We start from the raw sequence: 24,693 nt of genomic DNA on the forward strand, positions 1-24,693 counted from the left end.
CTCCTTAATAATTAAAAATCGATCCAGCGAGGTAAGACTGACAAGCCCCATTTTTGCTCAATTTTAACACCGCACTTTGCTGTGCTTGGCTAATATCTAGTACACTTGCTTGTTGCCCCTGAATATGCAATGCCGTGCCTTCAGGTAATGCGTAAACCTGTGATTCAGGATTAATCATTAAAAACTCCGCTAAACGCTCTTCACGACTTTCACCATTATGTCCTGCTATTTTACCTGAAATAAAATGTGGATTAATTTGGTGAGGAAATAGATTTAAAGCATCAAAGGAAGGGGGATAAAGAATTGGCATATCATTGGTTGTCATAATACTTTTACCAGCCACATTGGCACCAGCGCTCCAACCAAAATAAGGCGTGCCTTGTTGTACTTTTTGACGAATGGCATCTAATAAATGATGTTCATACAACCCATTAAGCAGGCAGAACGTGTTACCGCCACCAATTGCGATCACATCAGCTTGTTCGATAATATCGAGGTGTGTTTTTCCTCGATGAACAGAAATAATATCCATCTCTAATTCAGCAAATGCTTGTTTTACTCCATTTTCATATTCATCATAGCTACGGCTGACACCAGCATAAGGGACAAATCCAATGGTTTTTCCTCGGTATTCAGAAAGAAAAGTTTTCAGCCACGGCATACAATGCACGAGATAACCCGTATTTTGGTATTTGGAACCGCTCATTAAAAGCATATTTTTCATTCTTGCCTCCTTGTGAATGCGAAAGAATAACCTGTTAGGGTTAAGTGATTACAAGGAACATTATGCGTAGGAATAATAAAAAAGGCACGAGATTTACAATAAAAAGGTGAATTTCTTGATGTGTATCACAAAAAAATCCATATAATAACCTCAAATGTAGACTTTCTCTAACCGATATGTAGAATATAGTTGTATTGAGAGAATTTTAAATTAATATTAAATCAGATGTATACTTTATTAAAGGAAAGAGTTAATTATGATGAAGTTAAAAGAAATAAAATTTTATGGATTCCAAGACTCCACGAGGAATATCGCATTAAACTTTTCATTAGATAGTAATGTGACTATTATTTTCGGTGATAATGGCTGTGGTAAAACAACTTTTTTAAAATTATTAAATGCTATTTTAAGGCGAGATGATAAGGTTTTACTAGAAAATAATATTGAAAAGGTTGAAATAACTTATCATCATAATAATTCAACTAAAACTATATGTATAGCTAAAGTCAATAAAGAGGAAGAGCTGAAAAATAAAGAAAAAATGATATTTGACAGTTATATAAAAAGAAAAGATAGTAAAGACATAAGGGATATATTTGAATATTTCCTCAATGCAGAAGCTCGGTCTGCTTCACTAAATGATTATGATTGGAAAGAGTTTTCAGAATCTAAATTACAAGATTCAACCTCCTTATCCATCGGAATAGATAGGGGAAGTAATTGGGTAAATTCTAAATCATTTAATAGTTTATATCTAAAAGATTTTATTCTAAGACATAGACGCTATAGAGAAGCTTTTAATAGTATAAATATCGATAATTTTTCTGAAGAATTTAATCAATACATAAATAGCAGAGCCAAATTAAATCGAAAATCTACAGAAATTGATTTTGAGAGAAACCATATCTATTTACCTAAAATTGAATTAGGACAAATTGAAAACTTACTGTTAGAAAAATACAGATTAGCTAAAAACGAAACCACTATCCGAATTCAAAATGCACTTTTTGAAACATTATCAACCTTAATTGACGGAGAGAAAAAGGAAGTCAAAAAATATTCTGATGATATAGAGGAAATATCCAACACTCAATATAAAGAAAGAATAATTGATGCCTTATCAAGTATATCTGACAATCCATTGAAGAGGAAAGTAATTAGTCTACTAAATGATGAAGAAAGAATGCAAGATAATGGAATTATTCAAACTCTAATTCATAATATGGTTAATGAGTTAAAAAAGGAAGAAAAATCACTTTCTCCAATGAATTTATTTGTTAAGATTTTCAATGAACATTTATCTGGAGAGAAGGAGTTAAAGTTAAGTTTTGATAAAATTTCCATAAAAATAAGAAATAAGGAGTATGACTTAGGAGTATTATCAAGTGGAGAAAAACATATATTTACTTTACTTGCAATGGTCAATCTATTAGGAACATCCAAAAATTTTTTAATTATTGATGAGCCTGAAATTTCTTTAAATGTTAGGTGGAAACGAAGTTTGCTTTCCTTATTAACTAAACTTTTACCTGCTACTCAAATTATTGTTGCTTCGCACAGTCCTAGTATTGCTACAGATTTTACTAGTTCTCTTAAAGAAATTATAAATTATGATTGAGATAAATATGAGCTCTAATCTAGTAAAGCCGATACCAACCCCCCAAGAAATATATGCAACAGCAGTTATGTCAAAAATACCTATTTTGATCGTTGAGGGTATTGATGATGTACCAATTTATAGCCTGATTGTAAAAAAAAGTGAATTAGATTTTGATATTGATATTAAAACAACTTCAAATATACTAATTACTAGAGACGATAAAAAAATAGTTGGCTGCGAAGGTGTTATAGAGTTTTTCAAAATAATTGAAAAAGAATTAATTATACAACAAGAGACAGATATGACGATTATAAAAAAATATCTGCTTGGCATTATAGATAACGACAATAGGGGTTTAACAAGCAAATTTTCTGAAAATGAATTTATATTCATGCTAGATAGATATTCTATCGAGAATTACCTAGTAAACCAAGAAACTTTTAGAGAATGCTTAGGAATTTATTTAAAATGTGGAGAGCTATCTTTAAATACCCCTTGGGTTGATGAAGAATTTCATACTCTTACAGAAAAATTAGTTGATAAATTATTTTTTCTTTGTATTGAATACTTAAAAAAACAAAAAGATAGAAATTATAGAAATATTATTGATTGTATGAAGGATGATCCTAGTCATTACCTTGAAAATGCCTCCAAAATGCAAATACTAAAGCAAAAGCAAGATTCATTATTGTCATATGCTCATGCATTGGGGTTAAATCAGGATTTCGATACTCTGATCCATATTTGTAGAGGTAAATGGCTGTTAAATGTATATTCACAATTAATTCAAAAACTAATTAACGATGATAATGTTCATGAAAAATGTAGAAAGGGACTTATTGAACAATGTGATTCCTGTAAAGTTGGCAATATAACTGAGTGCTTCTATAAAAAAGAGATAAATAAGGCTAATTTTGGTGAAATATTAAACAAACTGAAGAAATCTCAATATATTGAAATACCTAAAAATTTAATTTCACGACTAAAAGAATTTAAAGTATAGTTTAAAAAACCAAGAGGGAACTAAAGTAGAATTAAGAAAATCAATATGCTGTTGAATAGTTCTAACATAATAATGGCATACTTCTGTAAACTAATGATAGTTCTGTCTTTTAAGTTGTACATTATAGGTATAGTAGACAAAATGCTTGCTAAAAAAGTGGTTGAAGCCTTATAGTAAAAGGCTTTAAACCACTTTTTGAAAATGAATAAAAAAACCTGCCCTTTCTGCCAAAATCAAAATATTAAGAAACATGGTATAAGAAATACCATCCAACGCTATAAATGTAATAGCTGTAATAAAACTTTTACCTTCCAACCTAAATTAAATTTAGCCGCTGTTTGGTCAGATTATTCAAAGGGAAAACAGACTTATAAAGCCCTTGCTATAAAATATCATTGTTCCGGAAGAACGATTCATCGATATATTGATAAAGTCCCTAAAGCCAAACTAAAAACGCCAGAAAAAACTATGTTAAATCTGATTATGGATGTGACATTCTTTGGGCGAGATTTTGGTGTGTTAGTGCTGATGGACTCATTATCAGGTAAAGTGGTGTACCATCAAATGGTTAAAACAGAAAAAGACGACTATTACAAAATCGCAATGAATAAATTAAGAGCAAAAGGCAATAAAATTCAAGTGATTACCTGTGATGGGCGAAGAGGGTTACTGAAAGATTTTCTCAATACGCCAACGCAGATGTGTCAATTTCATATGGTAGCGATGGTGATGAGAAAGTTAAGGAAAAATCATCAATCCGAGGCAGGAAAAGCATTAAAAGTGATAGTGAAAACCTTAAAGAGTAGTCACAAAGCGGAATTTTATCGGCGATTACATTATTGGTATTTAGCACATCAAGCATTTTTAAATGAGCGTTCAGAAAAGGCAAATGAACGAGGTTATTTTCCTTATAAACATCAACATATTCGAGGAGCTTATGCGAGTTTAAAACATTATGAAAAGTATTTATTTACTTATGAGAAATATCCGGAATTAAATATAGAAAAAACAACAAATAGGATAGAAGGATTATTTAGCGAACTGAAGCGGAAATTAAATAATCACAACGGATTAACGAAAAAACGTAACATTATGTTTATACAGGATTTTTTAAATAAAAAGAGTTGCTAATAATCTTAGAAAATAATTATTAGCAACCATTTTGTCTACTACACCACATTATACCAATTGGACTAAGATCCCCCCCAGAAAGAAAAAATTCATAGCAATCCGTGTATTTTTAGCATCATTTTCCATCTTTAAAACACATAGTCTGAAACTTTAGACTGCAGGTCCTAGGCTCTTTTAATAATATATTTCTACTATACCACACCCATTTAATCTTCGACTAAGTGCGGTGTGGATTGAACTGCGGTCGTTTTTTGACAAAATTTAATTAGTGTTTGCAACCACCGTTTCCGCAGCAACCTTCACCATCGTGATGATGGTGGTGATCGTGGTTATGATGATGGTGATGACCGCCACAACCACAGCCGTGTCCTTCTTCATCGCTATCACCATGTCCACCACAGCAACCGCCCTCTTGATGGATATGACCATGAGCGATTTCCTCTAAGGTTGCTTCACGTGTTGCAACAACTTCTACATCAAATAATAATTCTTGTCCTGCTAGCATATGATTACCATCGACAACCACATCATTTTCACCCACTTCCGTGATCACAACAGGTAATGGCCCTACATCGGTATCGGCGATAAAGCGCATTCCTGCGACAAGCTCATCGACACCAACAAACACATCTTTTGGTACACGTTGAACAAGATTTTCATTATATTCCCCGTAACCTTCCTCTGGTTTTACGCGAACTTCAAATTTATCACCAACAGATTTACCTTCTAGGGCTTTCTCTAAGCCAATGACTAAATTATTATGCCCTTGTAAATATTCTAAAGGCTGATTGACTGGAGCTTCATCAACTAATACTCCATCTTCAGTACGAACTTGGTAAGCAATGCTCACCACCACATTTTTTGCAACTTTCATTGATAACCTCGTTGGCTTGTTAAAATTGCCTCATTGTATAAGAAATGGGGCTGGCTGTCATTATTCCTGAACTAGCTGAATTTTTGCCTCAATGCTTGCTCTTACGTTAGCTTTGCCATTGCCTAATTGCACCTCATCATTCGACATTGAACTTGCCATTTTCGCCATAGCATAAGGGCGAGCCACAAAGCGTCCGCTTTCCATTGGAGTGCGGATATTTAATTCCACAATTTTATAGCCTTTTGCACCAAGTGATTGTTGAATTAAGTTTGCCTTGCGGTTTAATTGTTCAAGCGCCTGTTTTGTCATTTCGTCTTCAACTCGATTAATTGCAGCAGAAGACACTTGAGAGTTTACATATTCAATTGCCAAAATACCATTAAGTTTCGTCATTGCATTAGATAAGGCTTCATTATTTTTACTTTGCAACACTAACTGGGCGCGCGCAATCCAGCCATTTTGCTTGCCATCACTGTTATAACGGACTTGTGTACTACGTGAATTATCACTTAATTCAACGTCTGGATAGGATTTTAATATCTCAAAGGCTTGATTAATTTTATTGCTCACTTCTTTATTCGCCAACGCAAGATCTTTGTTTTCCGCTTGGGTAAACAAGGTGGCTTGGAGTAAATCATGCGAAAGTTCTTTTTCAACATCAACAGAAAAACTCACTATATTATGAGTATTCTCTGCAGCATAGGTAGATAACGATAATGGTAATGCCATTAAGGCAAAAGTAAGTTGTTTTAAACGCATAAAATTCCTTATAAATTAATTGATTTATTGCTATATCGACAGAAAAAAATGAAAATAGTTCCGAAGATAAAAAAATCTATAAAAAAGCACCGCACTTATATTTTGCTGAAAATAAAGTGCGGTGTGATTTTTAACAATTTTACGTAATCTTATTCTTCATCATCAAAAAATTCACCATCTTCGCCATATTCATCGTCTTCAGCATTAGGATCTTCAAAATATGTTCCCCAGCCGTCATAAATGCCATTGAATTTAGCGATAAGTGGAAATAATTCTTTTTGTTGTGCATCAATTAATTCAGCCTTTAATTCAATTTCGCTAATAGCATCGAAGGAATAAAAGATCTTGCCAGTTTCTTCCTCTTCCCACTCTTCTGCATCAGACACTTCATAGCCAGCCTTAAATACATCAACAGCAATTTTTTCTAATTGTTCAAAATTATTATGAGAAATATGATGCTCAATAATATAAAGTGCTTCCGGATCGCTACCGTCATTGAGTAAATTCTGAATAATTTCACGCGTTTCTGTTTGCGCATCTTCAATATGCGGAATGGTAGTCATTGGATTTCTCCTTTTATATGTAAGGTAAATATATGTCCTTATTTTACTACGTTATCCAAATTTAAGATAAAAAAAATCTTCCACTTTCGGAAGATTTTTATCACACTATTTTTTTTCTAATAAATCACGAATTTGAGTAAGTAATTTTTCTTCATTTGAAGGTTCAGCAGGTGCTGCTGGCGCTTCTTCTACTGGTTTCTTCATTTTGTTGATGCCTTTGATAACCAAGAAAATGGCAAATGCAATAATAACGAAATCAACAACATTTTGGATAAATGCACCGTAATTTAATGTTACTGCTGGCACATCGCCCACAGCTTCTTTTAGTACAAGGTGTAAATTTTTGAAATCTACGCCACCAGTGAATAAGCCTAATACTGGCATAATCACATCGCCCACAAATGAACTTACAATTTTACCAAATGCGCCACCGATAACCACACCGACTGCCATATCCACCACATTTCCACGCATTGCAAATTCGCGGAACTCTTTCATAAAACTCATAAAATACTCCTAAATAAAGACTGAAAGGATTAATCAGCGGCGGCTATTATATGAACTAAAAACAATAAGTACAGCACTTTTTTTCATTTTTAGATAAAAAATGCACTAGGTTGGAATAATTTTTCTACCTCTGGAATATATTTTTTATCACTCACATATACCACAATGCGATCATTTTCTTCAATCACTAATCCTTTTCTCGCAACCATTACATCTTCACCACGTAATATTGCGCCAATAATCACGCCTGTAGGAAGTTTAATTTCAGATATTTTTCGTCCTATTATGTGAGAAGAATTTGCTTCGCCATGAACAACAATTTCTAAAGCCTCGGCAATACCGTGTCGCAAAGATACAACATTACCCACATCGCCTTTACGAATATGCCCTAACAGCGCAGAAATCGTGGCTTGCTGAGGAGAAACGACAATATCTAACGTGCCTCCCTGCAATAAGTTAATGTATGCCATTCGCTGAATCAACACCATTGCCTTTTTCGCCCCCAAGCGCTTGGCAAGTAAGGCTGCCATAATATTTGCCTCATCATCACTGGTGAGCGAAAGGAAAACATCAATATTTTCAATATGTTCTTCAAATAGCAAGGATTGATCTGAGGCATCACCGCAAAAAACCAAGGTTTTTGATAAACGCTCAGCTAAAGCAGTAGCTCGCTCAGGATTACGTTCAATCAATTTAACGGAACATTGTTCTTCCAAACGTTTTGCAACACCACTTCCAACATTCCCCCCACCAATAATCATAATGCGTTTATAAGGTTTTTCTAGACGCTGTAATTCACTCATAATGGCTTTAATATGAATCGTATCGCAAATAAACGTTACTTCATCCCCCGCTTCAATAATGGTTGAGCCTTGTGGGCGAATCACTTTATCCTGTCGCAAAATAGATACGACACGGCAATCAATATGTGGCAAATGCTCTTTTAACATTGATAGGGCATATCCTACCAATGGCCCCCCATAATAGGCTTTCACCACCACGATACTAATTCGCCCTTCGGCAAAATGAGAAACTTGTAGCGCCCCCGGATAGTCAATCAAGCGAACGATTTCATCAGTCACTAATTTTTCAGGAGAAATAATATGATCGATCGGGATAACATCTGATTGAAATAATTTATTTTTTTCACGTAAATAGTCTGTACTCCGAATACGTGCAATTTTCGTTGGTGTATTAAACAAAGTATAAGCCACTTGGCACGCAATCATATTGGTTTCGTCTGAATTAGTTACTGCCACGACTAAATCTGCATCCGCTGCGCCTGCTTCACGCAAGACTCTCGGGGATGAGGCAATCCCATTCACGACACGCAAGTCGTGCTTATCTTGTAACGCAAGTAGACGTTCTGCTTCATTATCGACAAGCGTAATATCGTTATCTTCACTGACCAAATTGGCTGCCAATGTTGTCCCTACCTGCCCTGCGCCTAAAATAATGATTTTCATTGTTGTGATCTCTGTATTGCACTAAGTTCAAGTTATTTAATGCGGATTTAATCCATTGCTTGTTATAATAGCGAATATACTCGTGTAGCGCTACCTCCATCTCTGACACATTGGCAAAGCAATTCAGGTAAAAACATTCGAACTTCACCATACTAAAAACTCTCTACCATCTTATTATACCAATTCCCCTTATGGCTTATGCTATGAACTGACTTTAAGGTATTTTTCACTACGAGTATTTCGTGCCACACTGCCACCTGATAGCGCCAACCTTAGTCGCTATGAATCAGTGTGCAAGAGAAACGAATTTATAACGCTTCCTTGAATATCTTCAATACGAAACCCCAAATAGTTAAAAGGTATGGTGAGACAGATTTGTCATCTTCAGTAATATGGAAAAGAGAGATTGCTTCCTTCGTTCTCGAACGATGGTATATTTTTCCGCTTGAGCTTGATACTTCTGAGTTCAAAGAACTTTTTTAAATAGATATTCTTCTGGTAAGAGTATTCAATCTCTTGTAAAAAAGGTTTTTTATCGGCTTTGACAGGCGGTTTGGTTTGAGGAATCACATCTTATTTCTCCGATTAGGCTAGCGAATAAGCCAATCAATATCACTTTTCTAATGCGTTACAACTAAACCATAATTTAGCGAAAGTAAGAGAGACCGTAATAGTTTGTCGTCTGATTCAGATTCATACCTTGAACAGAGACTAACGAAATCGCGCGTAATGCAAATGCTGTTGAATAATGTTTTGCCATAAAAAATCTGCTCCTTAATTATTGGATGTGGTCCAACTTTTGGGGAGCAGATCAGTGTCATTTTATTTAAAACCTGAAATTATCAGCCCATACCGTATTTTTTTAATTTTTTACGTAATGTACCACGGTTGATACCTAACATTGTGGCGGCACGAGTTTGATTACCACGGGTATATTGCATAATCATATCAAGCATAGGGTGTTCAACCTCTGACAACACTAACTCATAAAGATCGTCCACATCTTGACCATCTAATTGTGCTAAATAATTTCTAATTGCTTGTTTCACAGAATCACGAAGTGGCTTATTTGTTACTTGTGATTGTGAGTTTAATACTGAAACAGTGAGTGCTTCGGCTGGATTACGTTGTTGTTCTAACATTGTTGTTCTTATCCAATAAAATCAAATTAAAAAATTCTTTCAATGCTGTTATTTGCTCTTTTGCATTCGTAATGGCATTAAAAGTCTGTCTAAAACTGGAATTAGGTTGAATTCCCTGTAAATACCAAGCTACGTGCTTGCGTGCAATGCGATACCCCTTTTCTTCACCATAAAACTGATGAAGTGCCTGAATATGTCGCAAAATAACACCGCACTTTTCTTCTAAGCTTGGTTCTGAAGTTATTGAGCTGTTTTCTATTAAATCTGCCACAGACTGAAATAGCCAAGGCTGACCTAATGCACCACGCCCAATCATTATTGCATCAGCGCCTGTGTAATTGAGTACATCTTGGGCTTTTTGTGCTGATGTAATATCGCCATTGGCAATCACGGGGATGGAAACCTGTTGTTTCACCGCTTTAATATTGTCGTATTCCGCTTCGCCCTCAAATAAACATTCACGCGTACGCCCGTGAATAGTCAGTGCTTGAATGCCAGCTTGTTCGGCAATTTTAGCGATTTCCACACAGTTTCGATTTTGTCGATCCCAGCCTGTTCTAATTTTTAGTGTTACAGGCACATCCACAGCACGAACCACGGCTTCAAGAATCTGTTGGACTAAATCAGGATATTGCAAAAGCGCAGAACCTGCCAATTTACGATTCACCTTCTTTGCTGGACAGCCCATATTGATGTCAATAATTTCTGCCCCATAGCCCACATTCACTTGTGCAGCTTGTGCCATTTCCTGCGGATCGGATCCCGCAATTTGCACGGCGTTGATGCCGACATCTTGATGATACGCAAGACGTTGTTTCGATTTTTCTGTATGCCAGACACGAGGATTACTTGCCATCATTTCTGAAAACGTTAATCCTGCCCCATAATTCGCACAAAGGCGTCTAAAAGGTTGGTCAGTAATACCTGCCATCGGTGCAAGCAAAATACGGTTTTTTAATTGATAATGACCAATTCGCATTGTTGCCTTCCTTTAACACATTACTACCTTTGACATACAACTCATCGCCCGCCCCTACGGGCAAGGCGTGCTATGATACGCACTTTTGCCCCATTTGCAAAGCATAATTTTTATACAAAATTCATTTTTTTCAATTGATTTGATTTAGGTCTATTAATTGCTCAGAAAAATGAAAAAACATCCCCTCCGGTAATAACCATTAATCATAACTAGCAGAGTTATACTCATTTATAAGTATTCAGTTGTATTTTCGAGAATTATTTTTTATCATTAAATTGATAATGATTATCATTTTAATAAAAGGGGATTAGTAATGAAATTTAAAAAGTGTTATTTATCATTCATATTTTGTTTAAATACTATAGTAAATGCAGAGGAATTAGAAACGATTATAATCAAAAGTAAAGCGGAAACTCAAACAGAGCAGAAAAAAGACGAAATCTATTTACGTAATATCACCAATATGTATTCTGATAAAGAAACCGTGGAACGCTATAAAGGGGCAGCCCCTGCGGATCTGTTTCAAGCCTTTAATGGAGTGTACAGTGGTGATGCGCGCAATAGTGGTGCCGTAGATCCAAATATTCGTAGCGTGCAAGGACAGGGGCGTATTCCTGTAACAATTGATGGTACAGAGCAGGCAATTACAACTTGGCGCGGTTACAACGGGGCAAATAATCGAAATTATCTTGATCCGAATTTAATTGGTGGCATTACCATTGAAAAAGGGCCAGCGTTAGCGGCAGGAACGGCAAGTGGCATTGGTGGGACAGTTAAAATGCGTACCATTGATGTTGATGATATTGTGGCTCCCAATCAAAAAATCGGTGTTGAATTAAAACTTGAAACCAGCAATAACTCAGTCAAAGAACATCCTAATAACCTGCACTTAGGTGAAGATTCTCGTATGTATGATCCTTTCCCAGGTGATTTCCTTCCTACTACCTTGGTTAAGCCTAAAACTAAAGGAGAATGGGGCAAAGATAATGCAATGCGTTTAGCCGTTGGATTGCGTGAAGAAAAATTTGATCTGCTAGCCGCTTATAGTTATCGCAGTAAGGGCAATTATCTATCCGGGCAAGGTAGTTCTCATCGTTACGAAGGGAGCCTTGATGAAAAATCGGGACGTGAGTTAAAACAAATGGAGCCGAATTTACCTTTTGCTGCCTCGATTTATCGCCCCCATACCGAAATCCCGAATACCTCGAGTACAATGGAGTCCTATTTATTAAAGAATACTTGGCGATTCACTGATAAACAAGAACTCAAACTTGGGTATCGTCATACTAAAATGACTTATGGCGAAATTATGCCTTCTCGTCTAGATTTTTCAAAATTTTATGATCGCGTGCCTCAATGGCCTTTAGCCACGGTAACTCAGCACGCTTTTAACGCTGATTATCATTATAACCCCGATAACCCATTGATTAATTTAAAAGCGGGGATATGGTACACACGCACTATTAGCGATACCAATACCTCTGGCGGTAATCCTCGAGAGCCAAATGAGCTAGATAATGAATTTATGGGGATTGCAATGCAAAAATGCTATAGACCAATGAATGAGGAGGATCTTGCTAACTCCACGCCAGATGAGTTTATGAATCAATTTGATTTAAATTGTATGAAAGCAGAACATGCAGAATGGAGCAAAACGCACCCGAATACCAATGGCAAATATAATTTTGTTAATGCTGCACAATCTAATGCTTATAACACCCGAAAAGGATTTCACCTCAGCAATCAAATGCATTTGACAGATAAATTGGATTTAACCCTTTCTGGCTCATTTCAAAAAGAGCGTCTAACCAGTGATCACCTAAAATCACAACCGAACCCAAATAGCACCTATGAAAGCCCTGCAAGAATGGGACGTCGCCAAGAGTGGGATATTGCTTTTAATTTTAACTATCGCCCAACTAATTGGTTAATGCTGACTGCTGGGGCTCGTTATAATGAATATTGGTCTTATGATGATTATTTAGATAGATTGGTTAAATCAGGGGTACTTTATAAACCTTATGAAGATAATCCAACTCGCCCTAGACAAATTTCTATTGGTAAAACACTATCTTTTGATGAAATTGTTTCACAAGATATTTGGAATCAATACCAACAATTAATGACAGAAAAAGATAACTTAAGAGATGAGTATAAAAACAGATTAGGTAACAGATATCGTAGAGATCCAGAGTACAGAAAGAAAGATAGAGAAATCGTTGATAAACTTGATGCACTTTTAGGGGAAGGCGGAGATTGGACCACTTTAAAAGAGGATGGCATTATTAGAAAACATTCTGTAGATATAGATTTCCATAGTGATGGTCGTTTACATAAAGAAGATAATCCTTTTTATAATGGCACACTAAAAAATGAAACAGTGATTAATCCAGTCACAGGAAAAGTAACTGACAAATATGTTAACAGCTCTTTAGGAGAGCATTATCAACCTTTAAAAGAAAGCGATAAATTAAAAAAAGTGGAAAAACATCGTGCTCACGCTTTTGCACCTGCATTTTCGGCAACGGCATTTTTAACGGATAATTCCAGGGTATATCTTCGTTATACACAATATGCCCGTATGCCAAGTATTTTTGAAGATACCGTTGGCTTTTCCGCCAGTGCAGATACTAATGCGCGTTTCAAAGATGCCCGCTTAAAGCCTGAACGTGCTAAAAATATTGAGGTAGGCTATGCCTATGATTTTAGTTCCTTATTTAGCACACCTACCAAAGCAGATGTAAAATTCAGCTATTACCACAATGTCACTAAAAATGTCATCGACCGTAATACAGATTTCCGTTTTGTTCAATTAGATAAACGGGTTGTTGATGGCATAGAACTTCAAGCCCGCTATGATAACGGCGACTATTTTGCTGATTTTGGCGTGTCTTATAACCTTAAAAATAAAGTTTGTGATGCGGATATGGCAGTGGAAATGGATCCCGTTGCAATGCGCGTACCACATTGTATGACGGGCGGCTTCCCTTGGGGGTATTTACGCACCCAATTACAACCAAAATATTCCATTACGGCGAATCTAGGTGGACGTTTCTTTGATCGTAAATTAGAAATTGGTAGCCGCTGGCTTTATCACAGCAAAGCTGTCAATAAAGAAGAAGCAAGATTATTTGAACTCAATGAAAACCTCTCTACAAATGAAAAAATTGACTTAGGTTGGAATAGACCAATGTATTGGCAACCTGTGTTAGTGGTCGATGCTTATATTAAATATCAATTTTCACCAAATCTAACCGTTGAGTTCACCGGTACTAATTTAACTGATCGCTATTATCTTGATCCAATGACACGTTCAATGATCCCCGCACCAGGGAGAACATTTAAATTGGGATTAACTGCGAAATTTTAATTTCAGCTTTGGCTGGGGTTAAAAAAGCGGTCATTTCCCTTCGCTCTCACACAACAGGGAAATGACCAAAACGCATCGGAATGATGCCAATAAAACGGGGAACATCCCCATTCTCAAAAAGGAAAAGAGTATGAAAAATATTTCTTTAAAAATGACCGCACTTAGTGTAACCCTATTTGCTTGCCTCTCCGCTCAAGGGGCTGTTACTTCAGGTATTTCTAACGGCAGTGCTAATTTATCTGTAGCAAATCCATCCGTAGCACATAATGGTTGGTTTCATTCTGATGAAGGTGGTTTACCCGGTGTAAAAGTTAAAGGCGTCACCTCTAAAGTGACGAGCTTTAAATCCTTAACGAAAATTACCAAAAACACTCAATGGATGCGTGTTTTTGGTGGTGTCGATAATGATAATGTGGTCGTACTTAAAATGAACAATATGCCAAGCTGGGTACCTGGATTCCATAATAAACTCGGCAACTTTGCGTTCAAAAAAGTGGGGGCGCAAGAGCTGTATTATGGCGAATGGATAGCGCGTGATGCCGATTCGACAAAAGAGCGCGTGGTGTATTATGCAGGAAATGAGAAAACCGTCGCCTTACCAAAAGGCGGTAAAGCCACTTATACTGTAACAGGTATCAATAACAACAATGATCTTAATAAAGGGGTATTGAAAGGGCAATTTAATGCTGACTTTGAGAAAGGTACGCTAGAAGGAACTATGGCAAGAAGAGATCTTGAAATTGAAATTGATGCAAAAATTAATAAGCAAAATGCAAGTTTCAAGGGAGATGCCTTTGCAAATGGTGTAGTCGATGGTACGACCAGCGGACAATTCTTTGGTAAAGACGCCGCTGCATTAGCGGGGTACGCTAAATTTGCCGATAACCAATATGACACTGCCTTTGGTGGTAGCAAAAATAAATAAATTCATAGGGGGAGCCTTCCCCCTTTTCCTATTTTTATTAGATGTTAAAGCCTATGAAAAACTATTTTTTAATTTTGTTGGGCGTTGCCTTGCTCAGGGCTTTGCCAAGCTATGCAAATGAAAATACAGAACAAGGTCTGCAACTATGGCAGGACTTGCAACAAAAAATCAATCAACAACAAAAAGAAGCAGCGTTATTCACAGTTCCAAATAACCAGAAAGAAAATGAAATCACCTTAGATGGACAATCTTTTTCTGTAGCGAATACTGAAGCCGATGTAGGGCAAGCTCTTTATATTGCGGTAAATCAACAACTTTGGCATTATGCAGAAAAATTTTTACAGCAATATCGCCAATTTCCCCAGCATAGAAAAGAACTGGTATGGTTCGCCCAAGGGGCGCTCGCCCGCCAGCGGGGTGAATTAATTAAAGCGGAAGCAGAATATCAAAAATTATTAGAATCTGAACCTACTTTTTTACGGGGGCAATTAGATTTAGCACGCATTCTATTTGAAAATAAAAAGAATAAAGAAGCCAGTAAGCTGTTTTCTCAGCTCGTTCAAATGCCCTTACCTAATGAAGTAAACGCATTATTAAAGGAATATTTACAAGTTTTAAAAGAACGGGAGCAATGGCACGGTGAATTACGTGTTGGTTATCGCTATCAAAAAAATATCAATCAATCCCCAGAACATTATCGCTGTCTATTATTTTCTGGCTCCACTTGCATCGTTCAACGAGCCACCCCTAAAGCAATTAACGCAAAAGGTTGGGGATATGAGCTTAACCTAAATAGACATTTTAATTTAATAGGGAATCACGGAATAAATATTTATTTCAATAGCGAAGGACAATATTATCCAATGGCTCAAGAATATAATGATACCACATTTAAAACACATATTGGATATACTTTTCAAGATGCGAAAAGAGAGCTTATTATTTCCCCTCTTTTTGAATATGAATTGTTTGCTAATAAGCGTTATTACCACGCTTTTGGAGGACATTTAGAATGGATGCAATCTCTTTTAAAAAAACATTTTCTCAATGTACAACTTGAGTACAAACATTTATCTTATAATTCAAATTATAGTGCGGTAGAAAATGCAGGTATTTCATCTTTATATACCACTTGGTATTACACGCCTCATTATAATACCACGCTCTTTATAGGAGGTGATGGGAAATACCGCAATGTTACAGACAAAACAAATGCCTATAAAATGCTTGGCACAAGATTTGGTCTTTATCACCAATTTAATGAAAAACTAAACCTGACATTACTGGCTTCAATAAAGCGAACTAATTATTTACGATACAATGCCATTTTAGAAACCAAAAGAAAAGATAACGAATTAATTTATCAAGCTATCTTAGCGTTCCCTAACATCTTTTATGAAAAACTCACACCAAATTTAATCATAAAAAGAACAATTAATCGTAGTAATGTAGATTGGCTTTATTCTTATAAACAAACTGAATTACAATTTAATTTGCATTTCATTTTTTAAATTTATAGTGCTGAAAATAAATTTCAGCACTTACATCTTACTTACCAGCCTTCCCCGTAATTCTGCACCATTCTTCACGGATTGCCACTGGCTCTAGGATAAATTGATTTTCGTAAGCTTGGCAAACTGATTGGGCTTGCGTTTCTAAAATGCCCGATAAACCAAGTAAACCTTGTGGTTTGACTAATTGAGTGATAGTCGGCGCAAGTTCTTTTAATGGACCCGCCAAAATGTTAGCGACAACAACATCAGCTTGCAAATCCGCTGGCGCATCTTTAGCCAAAAAGAGTTGTAGGCGGTCGCTCACGCCATTTTGTTCTGCATTATTACGACTGGCTAAAATCGCTTGTGGGTCAATATCAATACCAATCGCATTTTTCGCCCCTAATTTTAAGGCGGCAATGGCTAAAATCCCGGAACCGCAGCCAAAATCAATGACCGTTTTATTGCTTAAATCTAAGCTATCTAGCCATTCTAAGCAAAGCGCCGTCGTTGGGTGCGTGCCTGTTCCAAAGGCTAATCCCGGATCAAGCATAACATTTACCGCATTTTGATCGGGAACGTCTCGCCAGCTTGGGCAAATCCATAAACGTTTACCAAACTGCATTGGGTGGAAATTGTCCATCCATTCACGTTCCCAATCTTTATCTTCAATTTGTTCGATTTTATAGGCAGTTTCTTTACTTAAATGCCCCGCACTTTTGAGTAAAGCAACAATCTGTTGCATATCGGTTTCGGCATCAAATAAGGCGATCACATCGGTGTTACCCCACAGACGCGTTTCACCAGGAAGTGGTTCAAAAATCGGGGTATCTTGGCTATCCATAAAGGTTACTGAAACTGAGCCAATTTCTTCTAAATAATCACTAATTGTTTCCGCTTGTTGATTGGTACTATTAATGCGGATTTGAACCCAAGCCATAATTTTTCCTTACTAAAATAAAAAGGTTAATAAATAAGAGCCGTTTAAATTGGAAATAAAATAAGATAGCTCGCGGCGTACTATTCAGTGCGTATGCGGCGAGCCTATGCGGTATTATTGCCAACTCAAACGACGATATTATTGAGATTTTTCACCCAACTTGTTACCGACCAGAAAAGCGATTAAGCCAAATAATAAAGACGGCACAATGGCGTGAAAATCAAATAGTTTAATACTTGCGGCGGTTAAGCCTACATAACTGGTTAAGCCCACTACCATTGAGCAAATTGCACCAACGGCATTGGCTTTCTGCCAATATAATCCCAACACGATCACCCATAAAAAAGCGGCTTCCAAACCACCAAAGGCGAAAAGGTTTAACCAAATAATCATTTTTGGCGGATTTAACGCCGCCAAGATCAAAAGTGCGGTTAAAATTAACGTAATAATTGAAGAAAACCAGCTAATCTTTTTTTGATTTTGTGCCATTTCAGGCTTAGTGCTGAGATATAAATCCTTAACAAAAATAGATGAGGATTGAATGAGCTGCGCATCAATCGTGGACATAATGGCAGACATTGGTGCAGCAAGGAAAATACCCGCGACAATTGGCGGAAGCACTTGTAACATTAACGTTGGGATCACCTGATCTGGCACGTCTAACGCGGGTAAAATTGCGCGCCCTAAGGCGCCAGAAAGGTGCATACCCAACATCACTAACGCTAAAACAATCGTGCCAATTAACATTCCATTGTGCAAAGCTTTACTGTCTTTAAACGCCATACAACGCACCGCCGTATGAGGCAAGCCGACTACGCCAAAACATACCAAAACCCAGAAAGAGGCCATAAATTGAAAGCCTAACATCTCATTTGGCCCATAAGGACTGGTTAAGTGCGGGTCAATTTCATTGAGTTTTTGCACCGCACTTTCAATTCCCCCAGCGGCATAGGTCGTTGCCCCAAGTAAAATAATCGTGCCGAGAATCATTACCGTTCCTTGAATGGTATCCGTCAGTACCACCGCACGAAATCCACCAATAAAGGTATAAAGCCCCACTGTAACGGCAAAAATCAGTAACGCATTGGTATAACTAATGCCAATAGTGGTTTCCAGCAATCGCGCACCGCCAATAAATTGCACGGTCATTGCGGCAAAGAAAGCAATTAATAATGCAATACAAGAAATCCAGACTAAATATTTATTTTTATAACGATAAAGTAATAAGTCATTGATTGTTAAGGCTTTACTTTCACGAGAAAGTAAGGCGAACTTTTTCCCCAACGCACCAAGCGCCAGCCATACTGCGGGTACTTGAATCATTGCCAGTAATACCCAACCTAGACCAAATTTATACGCCGCGCCCGGCCCTCCGACAAAAGAACTCGCACTGGCATAGGTGGATGCGGTGGTCATCGCAAGTACAAAGCCTGTCATAGAGCGGTTGCCGACATAATATTCAGTTAAGAAATCGCCTTTAGAACGTTTCGTATAAGCATAAATTGCTGCACCAAACACAAAAGCAAGGTAAATACCTAAAGGGAAAATAATACCGAGATTCATTATTCAACATCCTTGTTTTCGAGTTTAATATTTTCTAAATCAATCTCTTGATACACAATTTTTATCACCCAATAAGCCACCACGATAAATAGCACCGGCAAATAAATACAAGCCAATTCAAACCAGAGTGGAAAACCGAGTGGTCCTTGAGAATCTTTGGGTAAATAAGCACATAAACACCAACCCACGACATAAAGCAAGGTCAGCCCAAACGCCCAACGCGCTTCTTTTGTGGCTTGCTGATAACGAGAATGTTGTTTCATCGCTTTTGTTGTTCTCCTAATTTGTTATATTCATCGCTAAATTTTCATACGGCAACACACGAGCAAAATTTCAGACGAATTGAGTTATTTGCTCAGTGCCTAATCTTAGCAAAATATATTGACAAAAATCACGTTAAATAGCGTGAAAATTGTCGATTCAATGATTGAAATCAGGCAAGGCAATGTTGTGTTATTTCAAATTAAACAACAAAATTTTGTAAATTTTGCTCCGCACTTTTTTTACGCGTAATCATAAAGAAAGGGATTACTCCCCCAAAATTCTGTAATAAAAAAGGCGTTATTTAAAACGCCTTGTGGATTGAATGATGGAATTAATCGTGCATTCCTAATTTCTTCTCTAGATAGTGGATATTTGTACCACCTTTTTGGAAGTTTTCATCCGATAAAATCAGATCGTGGAGTGGAATATTGGTTTTAATGCCATTAATGATTGTTTCACCTAAGGCATTTTGCATACGACGGATGGCCACTTCTCGGTTATCGCCATAAGTGATCAATTTTGCGATCATTGAATCATAATGTGGCGGAACGGTATAGCCCGTATAAATATGCGAATCCCAACGTACCCCTAAACCACCGGGAGCGTGTAAATGGCTAATTTTCCCCGGAGAAGGTAAGAAGCTTTTTGGATCTTCGGCATTGATACGGCATTCAATGGCGTGGCCACGTACTTTAATCTCTTCTTGTTTGATAGAAAGTGGTAAGCCTGAGGCAATTAATAATTGCTCTTTGACCAAATCCACGCCCGTAATCATTTCTGTAACGGGGTGTTCAACTTGAATACGAGTGTTCATTTCGATGAAATAGAATTCGCCATTTTCATATAAGAATTCAAACGTCCCCGCACCACGGTAGCCAATTTCTACACAGGCTTTTGCACAACGTGAACCAATATCACGGCGCATTTCTTCAGTAATCCCTGGCGCTGGCGCTTCTTCCACCACTTTTTGGTGGCGACGTTGCATTGAGCAATCACGTTCTGCTAAATAAACCGCATTGCCGTGCGTATCTGCCAGCACTTGAATTTCAATATGGCGTGGATTTTCTAAATATTTCTCCATATATACCATATCGTTGTTGAACGCGGCTTTTGCTTCGGCTTTAGTCATTGCAATAGATTCTTCCAAAGAATGTTCATCACGCACCACACGCATACCACGACCACCACCGCCACCAGAGGCTTTAATAATCACAGGATAACCAATGCGTTTGGCAATTTCTTTGTTTTTCTTCATATCACTGCCAACAGGTCCATCAGAACCCGGTACGCAAGGCACGCCAGCTTTTTTCATTGCGTTAATGGCAGAAACTTTATCCCCCATTAGACGAATGACATCGGCAGTTGGGCCAATAAAGGTGAACCCCGAACGTTCTACTTGTTCAGCAAAATCGGCATTTTCAGATAAAAAACCATATCCCGGGTGAATAGCATCTGCGCCCGTAACTTCTGCAGCCGCAATCAGCGCTGGGATATTTAAATAACTTTTGGTTGAAGGCGCAGGCCCGATGCAGACGGTTTCATCTGCTAATAAGACGTGTTTTAATTCACGATCTGCGGTGGAGTGAACCGCAACGGTGCGGATACCTAGCTCTTTACAAGCACGTAAAATGCGTAGGGCAATTTCTCCACGGTTGGCTATTACAACTTTTTCTAACATAAGAATGATCTCTTAGAATTGTTAGGCAGAACCTTGTTCCGCCTAAATAGAAATGATTTATTCGATAACAATTAATGGTTCATCAAATTCAACCGGTTCACCGTCATTAATCAGGATCGCTTTTACCACACCGGCTTTATCTGCTTCAATACGGTTCATCATTTTCATAGCTTCAACAATACACAATGCATCACCGACTTTCACGCTTTGTCCCACTTCTACAAACGGTTTCGCATCAGGGCTTGGGCTACGGTAAAAGGTTCCAACCATTGGTGAACGAACTTGATGACCTGAAACCTCGGTGCTTGCCTGAGGCTCAACGGTAGCTGTTGGCGCTGCGACAGGCGCAGGCGCTGGTGCAACTTGAGGCGCTGTAGCAGGAAGCGTATATTGCACTGCTGTTGAGGAAGGAGAGCCACGATTAATACGAACAGACTCTTCACCTTCTGAAATCTCAAGCTCCATAATGCCTGATTCTTCAACTAATTCGATAAGTTTTTTAATTTTACGAATATCCATAATTTTTTCCTAAAATGTTAATATTTTTCACCGCACTTTAATGACGTTATGAAAAACAAAGTGCGGTGTTTTTTTAACTTAAATTGCCGCCACAAAGATTACCTTAAAATAATCTTTTTGGCGATAAAATTCTGTTAATTTCGTTAAAATTTCCGTAATTTATGCTTTATTTTGCAAATATTGCAACGCATAATGGAAGGCAAATTCATAGCCTTTTGCCCCTAAACCACAAATCACCCCTTCAGCCACATCACTAAAATAAGAATGATGGCGGAATGGTTCGCGTTTATGAATATTCGATAAATGGACTTCAACAAACGGAATGGCGACGGCTAATAAGGCATCGCGTAGTGCGACACTGGTGTGGGTATAAGCAGCAGGATTAATAATAATAAAATCAATTTGTTGAAAACTTTGATGAATTTTATCTATCAGTTTTTCTTCACTATTTGCTTGAAAGCAGGTTAATGTTAAGCCGTGCTGTTGTGCAAGCTGTTGCATTTGTTGCTCAATGGCAGATAAAGAAAGCGTGCCATAATGTTTAGGTTCTCGCTTGCCTAACATATTTAGATTTGGGCCATTAAGTAACAAAATTCGTGCAGATGTTGACATAATTAATCCTTTTTCCCTTAACTTGTTGCATTATAATGATTTTTATAAAAATCGCAGTAGCCTTCTCGGTGGTCTAACCAATAAGGGCTTATTGTATCGTTATTGGTGTGATATGTTCACTATTGAGATCTAAGACCGGTAAGGTTGAACCTTGCCATTGGCGAATTAATTGGTATTGCATTAGATCTAATGTATCTAAGCCCGGTGTTGTATTGGGCGTATAACGCTGTGCGATACGGGCTAATTGGGTTAAACCAAAACTACTTTCTAATGCGGAACTGATTACCGCCATAATGCCTTGTTGATGGGCTTGTTGAATTAACCTAATACAGCGCTCTAAACTGCCAACAAGGGTTGGTTTGATAATAATGGCAGCTAAGTGCGGTTCTTTTTCTACCACAAAATTGGCTTCTCGTACACTTTCATCCCACGCAATCGCAATGCCTGTTTGTTGGGCAAATTGACGGCTTTCTTCACGAGAGCGACAAGGTTCTTCTAAAAATTGAATACGAGAGCGGTGTGCTGGCTTAATATATTTTGCGAAAAGTTGTGCTTTAGCAGGTGTCCAAGCGCGGTTTGCATCTAAACGTAATTGCAATTCAGGAATGGCTTCTAAAAACATATCGGCAATTAATCCATCACGATTCGCTTCATATAAGCCCACTTTGATTTTTGCGACTTTTTCCCCTTCAAGTTGCATTAATTCAGCATAAAGTTCATCGGGATCACCATAACAAAGCGGGGCAGTGCGATAATTCCCCTCTGTCGGTAATTCCCCTTTCATTTCGGCTAAGGCACAACTTAGCCCAAATGCCACGGAAGGAAATAATCCTTCTAAGGACAATTTCTGATTTTGACTCCGTGCCTTATCCCAGTCTTTCAACCATTGAATCGCTTGCGCTTCCGCCTGTGCTAAGGTTTCTTGGCTAAATTCGGGTAAAGGTGCGATTTCTCCCCACCCTTCGTGTTCACCGCAGCGAATTTTTACAAGCAACCCTTCGCGTAATTTTAAAAAACGGTTGCGTAATACCACTTGGGAATCCATCGGGATTTGATAACGATAGAGTTGATAGGAACGCATATTTTCTCCTTTTATTGATTGATCTGTTTTGTTGGCTTAGCCAGAAAAAAGCAAATGACGCAGAGGATAGCAAGAATGATGGACAGAAATAACCCTGTGAGTAAGGTGGCAAGGAAACTATGTAAAAATAATGGTAAGGAACGGCCAAATAACACTTCCAATAACGCTAATGCGAGAAAGCCACACCAAAACTCAATGGAAACGTGTAATAAAACGGCAATTTGCAAGCCCCCCCTGATCAAAGCACTTCTTCGTAATGCTTTATGCCAACGTAATTTTTGCTTAATCAGTAAGTGGTAATCGACAAAGGTATAAAAAGCAATAAAGCAGAGAACACCGATACACATTCCTAGTATAGACATCGGGTGGGAAGAGATCAGCAAGCCAAAGAAAAAACACACAGCGGTGTTAAATAACACAACGGCAGTCCAAAAGAAAAGCAGTTTTTTAAGTGAGATTGAGGTCATCATTCTGTATTCGGGATAAAATAAAAGTGCGGTAAAAAATAATGAAAATTTTTACCGCACTAGGCAATTATGGGTTACGCTTAAATTTGCTGAAATCAGGCGCGCGTTTCTCATTGAATGCGTTACGCCCTTCTTGCCCTTCTTCAGTCATATAAAATAACATCGTTGCGTTCCCCGCCAATTCTTGTAAACCCGCTTGACCATCACAATCTGCGTTTAATGCGGCTTTTAGACAACGTAATGCAATTGGGCTATTGCGAAGCATTTCGCGACACCAGCGCACGGTTTCTTTTTCTAAATCAGCGTATGGCACAACGGTATTGACCAAGCCCATTTCTAAGGCTTCTTGCGCATTGTATTGACGGCATAAGAACCAAATTTCACGGGCTTTTTTCTGTCCGACAATTCGTGCCATATAACTTGCACCCCAGCCACCATCAAAGGATCCGACTTTCGGGCCTGTTTGACCAAAAATTGCGTTTTCGGCAGCGATGGTAAGATCGCAAAGCATATGTAACACGTGTCCACCACCAATCGCATAGCCTGCCACCATTGCTACAACGGGTTTCGGACAGCTGCGAATATCACGTTGAAAATCCAGAACATTAAGATGATGCACGCCTGCGTCGTCTTTATAACCACCGTAATCACCACGGACTTTTTGATCTCCGCCAGAGCAAAAGGCTTTTTCTCCTTGTCCTGTTAGCACGATTACCCCAACATTTTCATCAAAGCGTGCATCAGAAAAAGCGTGGATCATTTCTTTTACCGTTTGAGGACGAAAGGCATTGCGAACTTCGGGGCGATTAATTGTAATTTTGGCGATCCCGTCAGTGGATTTATGATACAAAATATCACTATACCCTTCGCTGTGGTCTGCCCATTCTACGGGGGCGTAAAGTACATCATCTTTTGGATTTTGCATAATTAATTCCTTTGCTAAATAAATCGGTGAGCATTATAGCTTAATCTAGAAATGACGAAAAGCCAGCGAATGATCAAAAAAGCCCCGCATTTGCGAGGCTTGGTTTAC

General features: G+C 37.8%; 24 protein-coding genes. 6 read left to right on the forward strand and 18 right to left on the reverse strand.

Going from position 1 to position 24,693, the window contains the following annotated elements:
* Positions 1 to 4 precede the first annotated feature (4 nt).
* Complete coding sequence (gene pepE / locus L4F93_RS02460; RefSeq protein ID WP_250350964.1) at positions 5 to 724, reverse strand: dipeptidase PepE; 720 nt, start codon at positions 722 to 724, stop codon at positions 5 to 7.
* Between the two features lie 256 nt (positions 725 to 980).
* Here pepE and L4F93_RS02465 point away from each other — a divergent pair, with 256 nt between their 5' ends.
* The 3 genes from L4F93_RS02465 (at position 981) to L4F93_RS02475 (ending at position 4,458) form a co-directional block, all read left to right on the forward strand.
* Positions 981 to 2,342 (forward strand): AAA family ATPase, encoded by a 1,362-nt coding sequence (locus tag L4F93_RS02465; protein WP_250350965.1) that lies wholly within the window; start codon positions 981 to 983, stop codon positions 2,340 to 2,342.
* Complete coding sequence (locus L4F93_RS02470; protein ID WP_250350966.1) at positions 2,335 to 3,327, forward strand: DUF4435 domain-containing protein; 993 nt, start codon at positions 2,335 to 2,337, stop codon at positions 3,325 to 3,327. The genes L4F93_RS02465 and L4F93_RS02470 overlap by 8 nt, the downstream gene beginning before the upstream one ends.
* 201 nt (positions 3,328 to 3,528) lie before the next feature.
* On the forward strand, positions 3,529 to 4,458 hold the full coding sequence (locus L4F93_RS02475) for an IS256 family transposase, variant Zn-binding type (RefSeq protein WP_250350967.1): 930 nt from the start codon (positions 3,529 to 3,531) through the stop codon (positions 4,456 to 4,458).
* Positions 4,459 to 4,723: 265 nt separating this feature from the next.
* On the opposite strand, the gene slyD is transcribed toward L4F93_RS02475, so the two are convergent.
* From slyD to dusB, 8 genes are all read right to left on the reverse strand, one after another.
* Positions 4,724 to 5,332 carry a peptidylprolyl isomerase gene (gene slyD / locus L4F93_RS02480; protein WP_250350968.1) on the reverse strand — a complete coding sequence of 203 codons (609 nt, stop codon included), beginning with the start codon at positions 5,330 to 5,332 and terminating at the stop codon, positions 4,724 to 4,726.
* Between the two features lie 60 nt (positions 5,333 to 5,392).
* A complete protein-coding gene (locus L4F93_RS02485; protein WP_250350969.1) occupies positions 5,393 to 6,091 on the reverse strand; it encodes an SIMPL domain-containing protein in 699 nt (232 codons plus the stop codon).
* 149 nt (positions 6,092 to 6,240) lie between these two features.
* The gene (gene rraB / locus L4F93_RS02490) at positions 6,241 to 6,654 is read right to left on the reverse strand and encodes a ribonuclease E inhibitor RraB (protein WP_250350970.1); all 414 of its coding nucleotides are present in this window, start codon (positions 6,652 to 6,654) and stop codon (positions 6,241 to 6,243) included.
* Positions 6,655 to 6,759: 105 nt separating this feature from the next.
* Positions 6,760 to 7,161: a large-conductance mechanosensitive channel protein MscL gene (mscL, locus tag L4F93_RS02495; RefSeq protein ID WP_250350971.1), complete on the reverse strand. Its 402-nt coding sequence runs from the start codon at positions 7,159 to 7,161 to the stop codon at positions 6,760 to 6,762.
* Between the two features lie 89 nt (positions 7,162 to 7,250).
* Positions 7,251 to 8,627 (reverse strand): Trk system potassium transporter TrkA, encoded by a 1,377-nt coding sequence (gene trkA, locus L4F93_RS02500; protein WP_250350972.1) that lies wholly within the window; start codon positions 8,625 to 8,627, stop codon positions 7,251 to 7,253.
* Positions 8,563 to 8,778, reverse strand: coding sequence for an IS3 family transposase (locus tag L4F93_RS12435; RefSeq protein ID WP_395896871.1), 216 nt, complete (start codon positions 8,776 to 8,778; stop codon positions 8,563 to 8,565). Before L4F93_RS12435 ends, trkA begins: the two co-directional genes overlap by 65 nt.
* Positions 8,779 to 9,469: 691 nt before the next feature.
* Positions 9,470 to 9,769 carry a DNA-binding transcriptional regulator Fis gene (fis, locus tag L4F93_RS02505; protein ID WP_103855173.1) on the reverse strand — a complete coding sequence of 100 codons (300 nt, stop codon included), beginning with the start codon at positions 9,767 to 9,769 and terminating at the stop codon, positions 9,470 to 9,472.
* Complete coding sequence (gene dusB, locus L4F93_RS02510) at positions 9,750 to 10,748, reverse strand: tRNA dihydrouridine synthase DusB (protein WP_250350973.1); 999 nt, start codon at positions 10,746 to 10,748, stop codon at positions 9,750 to 9,752. Before dusB ends, fis begins: the two co-directional genes overlap by 20 nt.
* 313 nt (positions 10,749 to 11,061) lie before the next feature.
* Between dusB and L4F93_RS02515 the strand changes: the two genes are divergently transcribed.
* The 3 genes from L4F93_RS02515 (at position 11,062) to L4F93_RS02525 (ending at position 16,554) form a co-directional block, all read left to right on the forward strand.
* Positions 11,062 to 14,118, forward strand: a complete 3,057-nt coding sequence (locus tag L4F93_RS02515; protein ID WP_250350974.1) for a TonB-dependent receptor domain-containing protein — start codon at positions 11,062 to 11,064, stop codon at positions 14,116 to 14,118.
* A gap of 130 nt (positions 14,119 to 14,248) precedes the next feature.
* The gene (locus L4F93_RS02520; protein WP_250350975.1) at positions 14,249 to 15,043 is read left to right on the forward strand and encodes a Slam-dependent surface lipoprotein; all 795 of its coding nucleotides are present in this window, start codon (positions 14,249 to 14,251) and stop codon (positions 15,041 to 15,043) included.
* A 53-nt stretch (positions 15,044 to 15,096) separates the two neighbouring features.
* On the forward strand, positions 15,097 to 16,554 hold the full coding sequence (locus L4F93_RS02525; protein WP_250350976.1) for a surface lipoprotein assembly modifier: 1,458 nt from the start codon (positions 15,097 to 15,099) through the stop codon (positions 16,552 to 16,554).
* Positions 16,555 to 16,591: 37 nt separating this feature from the next.
* Here L4F93_RS02525 and prmA read toward each other — a convergent pair whose 3' ends face one another.
* The 9 genes from prmA to menB all read right to left on the reverse strand — a co-directional run bounded on the left by prmA (position 16,592) and on the right by menB (position 24,585).
* The gene (gene prmA / locus L4F93_RS02530) at positions 16,592 to 17,476 is read right to left on the reverse strand and encodes a 50S ribosomal protein L11 methyltransferase (protein WP_250350977.1); all 885 of its coding nucleotides are present in this window, start codon (positions 17,474 to 17,476) and stop codon (positions 16,592 to 16,594) included.
* A 138-nt stretch (positions 17,477 to 17,614) separates the two neighbouring features.
* Positions 17,615 to 19,039, reverse strand: coding sequence for a sodium/pantothenate symporter (panF, locus tag L4F93_RS02535; RefSeq protein WP_250350978.1), 1,425 nt, complete (start codon positions 19,037 to 19,039; stop codon positions 17,615 to 17,617).
* Complete coding sequence (locus tag L4F93_RS02540; protein WP_250350979.1) at positions 19,039 to 19,302, reverse strand: YhdT family protein; 264 nt, start codon at positions 19,300 to 19,302, stop codon at positions 19,039 to 19,041. The genes panF and L4F93_RS02540 overlap by 1 nt, the downstream gene beginning before the upstream one ends.
* A gap of 332 nt (positions 19,303 to 19,634) precedes the next feature.
* Complete coding sequence (gene accC, locus L4F93_RS02545) at positions 19,635 to 20,981, reverse strand: acetyl-CoA carboxylase biotin carboxylase subunit (RefSeq protein ID WP_250350980.1); 1,347 nt, start codon at positions 20,979 to 20,981, stop codon at positions 19,635 to 19,637.
* A 57-nt stretch (positions 20,982 to 21,038) separates the two neighbouring features.
* Entirely contained in the window at positions 21,039 to 21,500 is a 462-nt protein-coding gene (accB, locus tag L4F93_RS02550) for an acetyl-CoA carboxylase biotin carboxyl carrier protein (RefSeq protein ID WP_250350981.1), read from the reverse strand.
* 159 nt (positions 21,501 to 21,659) lie between these two features.
* Positions 21,660 to 22,112, reverse strand: a complete 453-nt coding sequence (gene aroQ, locus L4F93_RS02555; protein ID WP_250350982.1) for a type II 3-dehydroquinate dehydratase — start codon at positions 22,110 to 22,112, stop codon at positions 21,660 to 21,662.
* A gap of 88 nt (positions 22,113 to 22,200) precedes the next feature.
* Positions 22,201 to 23,193 (reverse strand): o-succinylbenzoate synthase, encoded by a 993-nt coding sequence (gene menC, locus L4F93_RS02560; protein ID WP_250350983.1) that lies wholly within the window; start codon positions 23,191 to 23,193, stop codon positions 22,201 to 22,203.
* Between the two features lie 11 nt (positions 23,194 to 23,204).
* Complete coding sequence (locus tag L4F93_RS02565) at positions 23,205 to 23,663, reverse strand: hypothetical protein (protein ID WP_250350984.1); 459 nt, start codon at positions 23,661 to 23,663, stop codon at positions 23,205 to 23,207.
* 64 nt (positions 23,664 to 23,727) lie between these two features.
* On the reverse strand, positions 23,728 to 24,585 hold the full coding sequence (gene menB, locus L4F93_RS02570; RefSeq protein WP_250350985.1) for a 1,4-dihydroxy-2-naphthoyl-CoA synthase: 858 nt from the start codon (positions 24,583 to 24,585) through the stop codon (positions 23,728 to 23,730).
* Between the last annotated feature and the right edge of the window lie 108 nt (positions 24,586 to 24,693).

Origin of the sequence: Avibacterium sp. 20-132 (genome assembly GCF_023611925.1) — a bacterium.
In the GTDB taxonomy this organism is placed as follows: Bacteria; Pseudomonadota; Gammaproteobacteria; order Enterobacterales; family Pasteurellaceae; genus Avibacterium.

What these genes read in the sequence shown, in the direction of transcription:
- pepE (WP_250350964.1), bottom strand. Translation starts at nt 724, where the DNA reads ATGAAAAATATGCTTTTAATGAGCGGTTCCAAATACCAAAATACGGGT.
- L4F93_RS02465 (WP_250350965.1), top strand. Translation starts at nt 981, where the DNA reads ATGATGAAGTTAAAAGAAATAAAATTTTATGGATTCCAAGACTCCACG.
- L4F93_RS02470 (WP_250350966.1), top strand. Translation starts at nt 2,335, where the DNA reads ATGATTGAGATAAATATGAGCTCTAATCTAGTAAAGCCGATACCAACC.
- L4F93_RS02475 (WP_250350967.1), top strand. Translation starts at nt 3,529, where the DNA reads ATGAATAAAAAAACCTGCCCTTTCTGCCAAAATCAAAATATTAAGAAA.
- slyD (WP_250350968.1), bottom strand. Translation starts at nt 5,332, where the DNA reads ATGAAAGTTGCAAAAAATGTGGTGGTGAGCATTGCTTACCAAGTTCGT.
- L4F93_RS02485 (WP_250350969.1), bottom strand. Translation starts at nt 6,091, where the DNA reads ATGCGTTTAAAACAACTTACTTTTGCCTTAATGGCATTACCATTATCG.
- rraB (WP_250350970.1), bottom strand. Translation starts at nt 6,654, where the DNA reads ATGACTACCATTCCGCATATTGAAGATGCGCAAACAGAAACGCGTGAA.
- mscL (WP_250350971.1), bottom strand. Translation starts at nt 7,161, where the DNA reads ATGAGTTTTATGAAAGAGTTCCGCGAATTTGCAATGCGTGGAAATGTG.
- trkA (WP_250350972.1), bottom strand. Translation starts at nt 8,627, where the DNA reads ATGAAAATCATTATTTTAGGCGCAGGGCAGGTAGGGACAACATTGGCA.
- L4F93_RS12435 (WP_395896871.1), bottom strand. Translation starts at nt 8,778, where the DNA reads ATGGTGAAGTTCGAATGTTTTTACCTGAATTGCTTTGCCAATGTGTCA.
- fis (WP_103855173.1), bottom strand. Translation starts at nt 9,769, where the DNA reads ATGTTAGAACAACAACGTAATCCAGCCGAAGCACTCACTGTTTCAGTA.
- dusB (WP_250350973.1), bottom strand. Translation starts at nt 10,748, where the DNA reads ATGCGAATTGGTCATTATCAATTAAAAAACCGTATTTTGCTTGCACCG.
- L4F93_RS02515 (WP_250350974.1), top strand. Translation starts at nt 11,062, where the DNA reads ATGAAATTTAAAAAGTGTTATTTATCATTCATATTTTGTTTAAATACT.
- L4F93_RS02520 (WP_250350975.1), top strand. Translation starts at nt 14,249, where the DNA reads ATGAAAAATATTTCTTTAAAAATGACCGCACTTAGTGTAACCCTATTT.
- L4F93_RS02525 (WP_250350976.1), top strand. Translation starts at nt 15,097, where the DNA reads ATGAAAAACTATTTTTTAATTTTGTTGGGCGTTGCCTTGCTCAGGGCT.
- prmA (WP_250350977.1), bottom strand. Translation starts at nt 17,476, where the DNA reads ATGGCTTGGGTTCAAATCCGCATTAATAGTACCAATCAACAAGCGGAA.
- panF (WP_250350978.1), bottom strand. Translation starts at nt 19,039, where the DNA reads ATGAATCTCGGTATTATTTTCCCTTTAGGTATTTACCTTGCTTTTGTG.
- L4F93_RS02540 (WP_250350979.1), bottom strand. Translation starts at nt 19,302, where the DNA reads ATGAAACAACATTCTCGTTATCAGCAAGCCACAAAAGAAGCGCGTTGG.
- accC (WP_250350980.1), bottom strand. Translation starts at nt 20,981, where the DNA reads ATGTTAGAAAAAGTTGTAATAGCCAACCGTGGAGAAATTGCCCTACGC.
- accB (WP_250350981.1), bottom strand. Translation starts at nt 21,500, where the DNA reads ATGGATATTCGTAAAATTAAAAAACTTATCGAATTAGTTGAAGAATCA.
- aroQ (WP_250350982.1), bottom strand. Translation starts at nt 22,112, where the DNA reads ATGTCAACATCTGCACGAATTTTGTTACTTAATGGCCCAAATCTAAAT.
- menC (WP_250350983.1), bottom strand. Translation starts at nt 23,193, where the DNA reads ATGCGTTCCTATCAACTCTATCGTTATCAAATCCCGATGGATTCCCAA.
- L4F93_RS02565 (WP_250350984.1), bottom strand. Translation starts at nt 23,663, where the DNA reads ATGATGACCTCAATCTCACTTAAAAAACTGCTTTTCTTTTGGACTGCC.
- menB (WP_250350985.1), bottom strand. Translation starts at nt 24,585, where the DNA reads ATGCAAAATCCAAAAGATGATGTACTTTACGCCCCCGTAGAATGGGCA.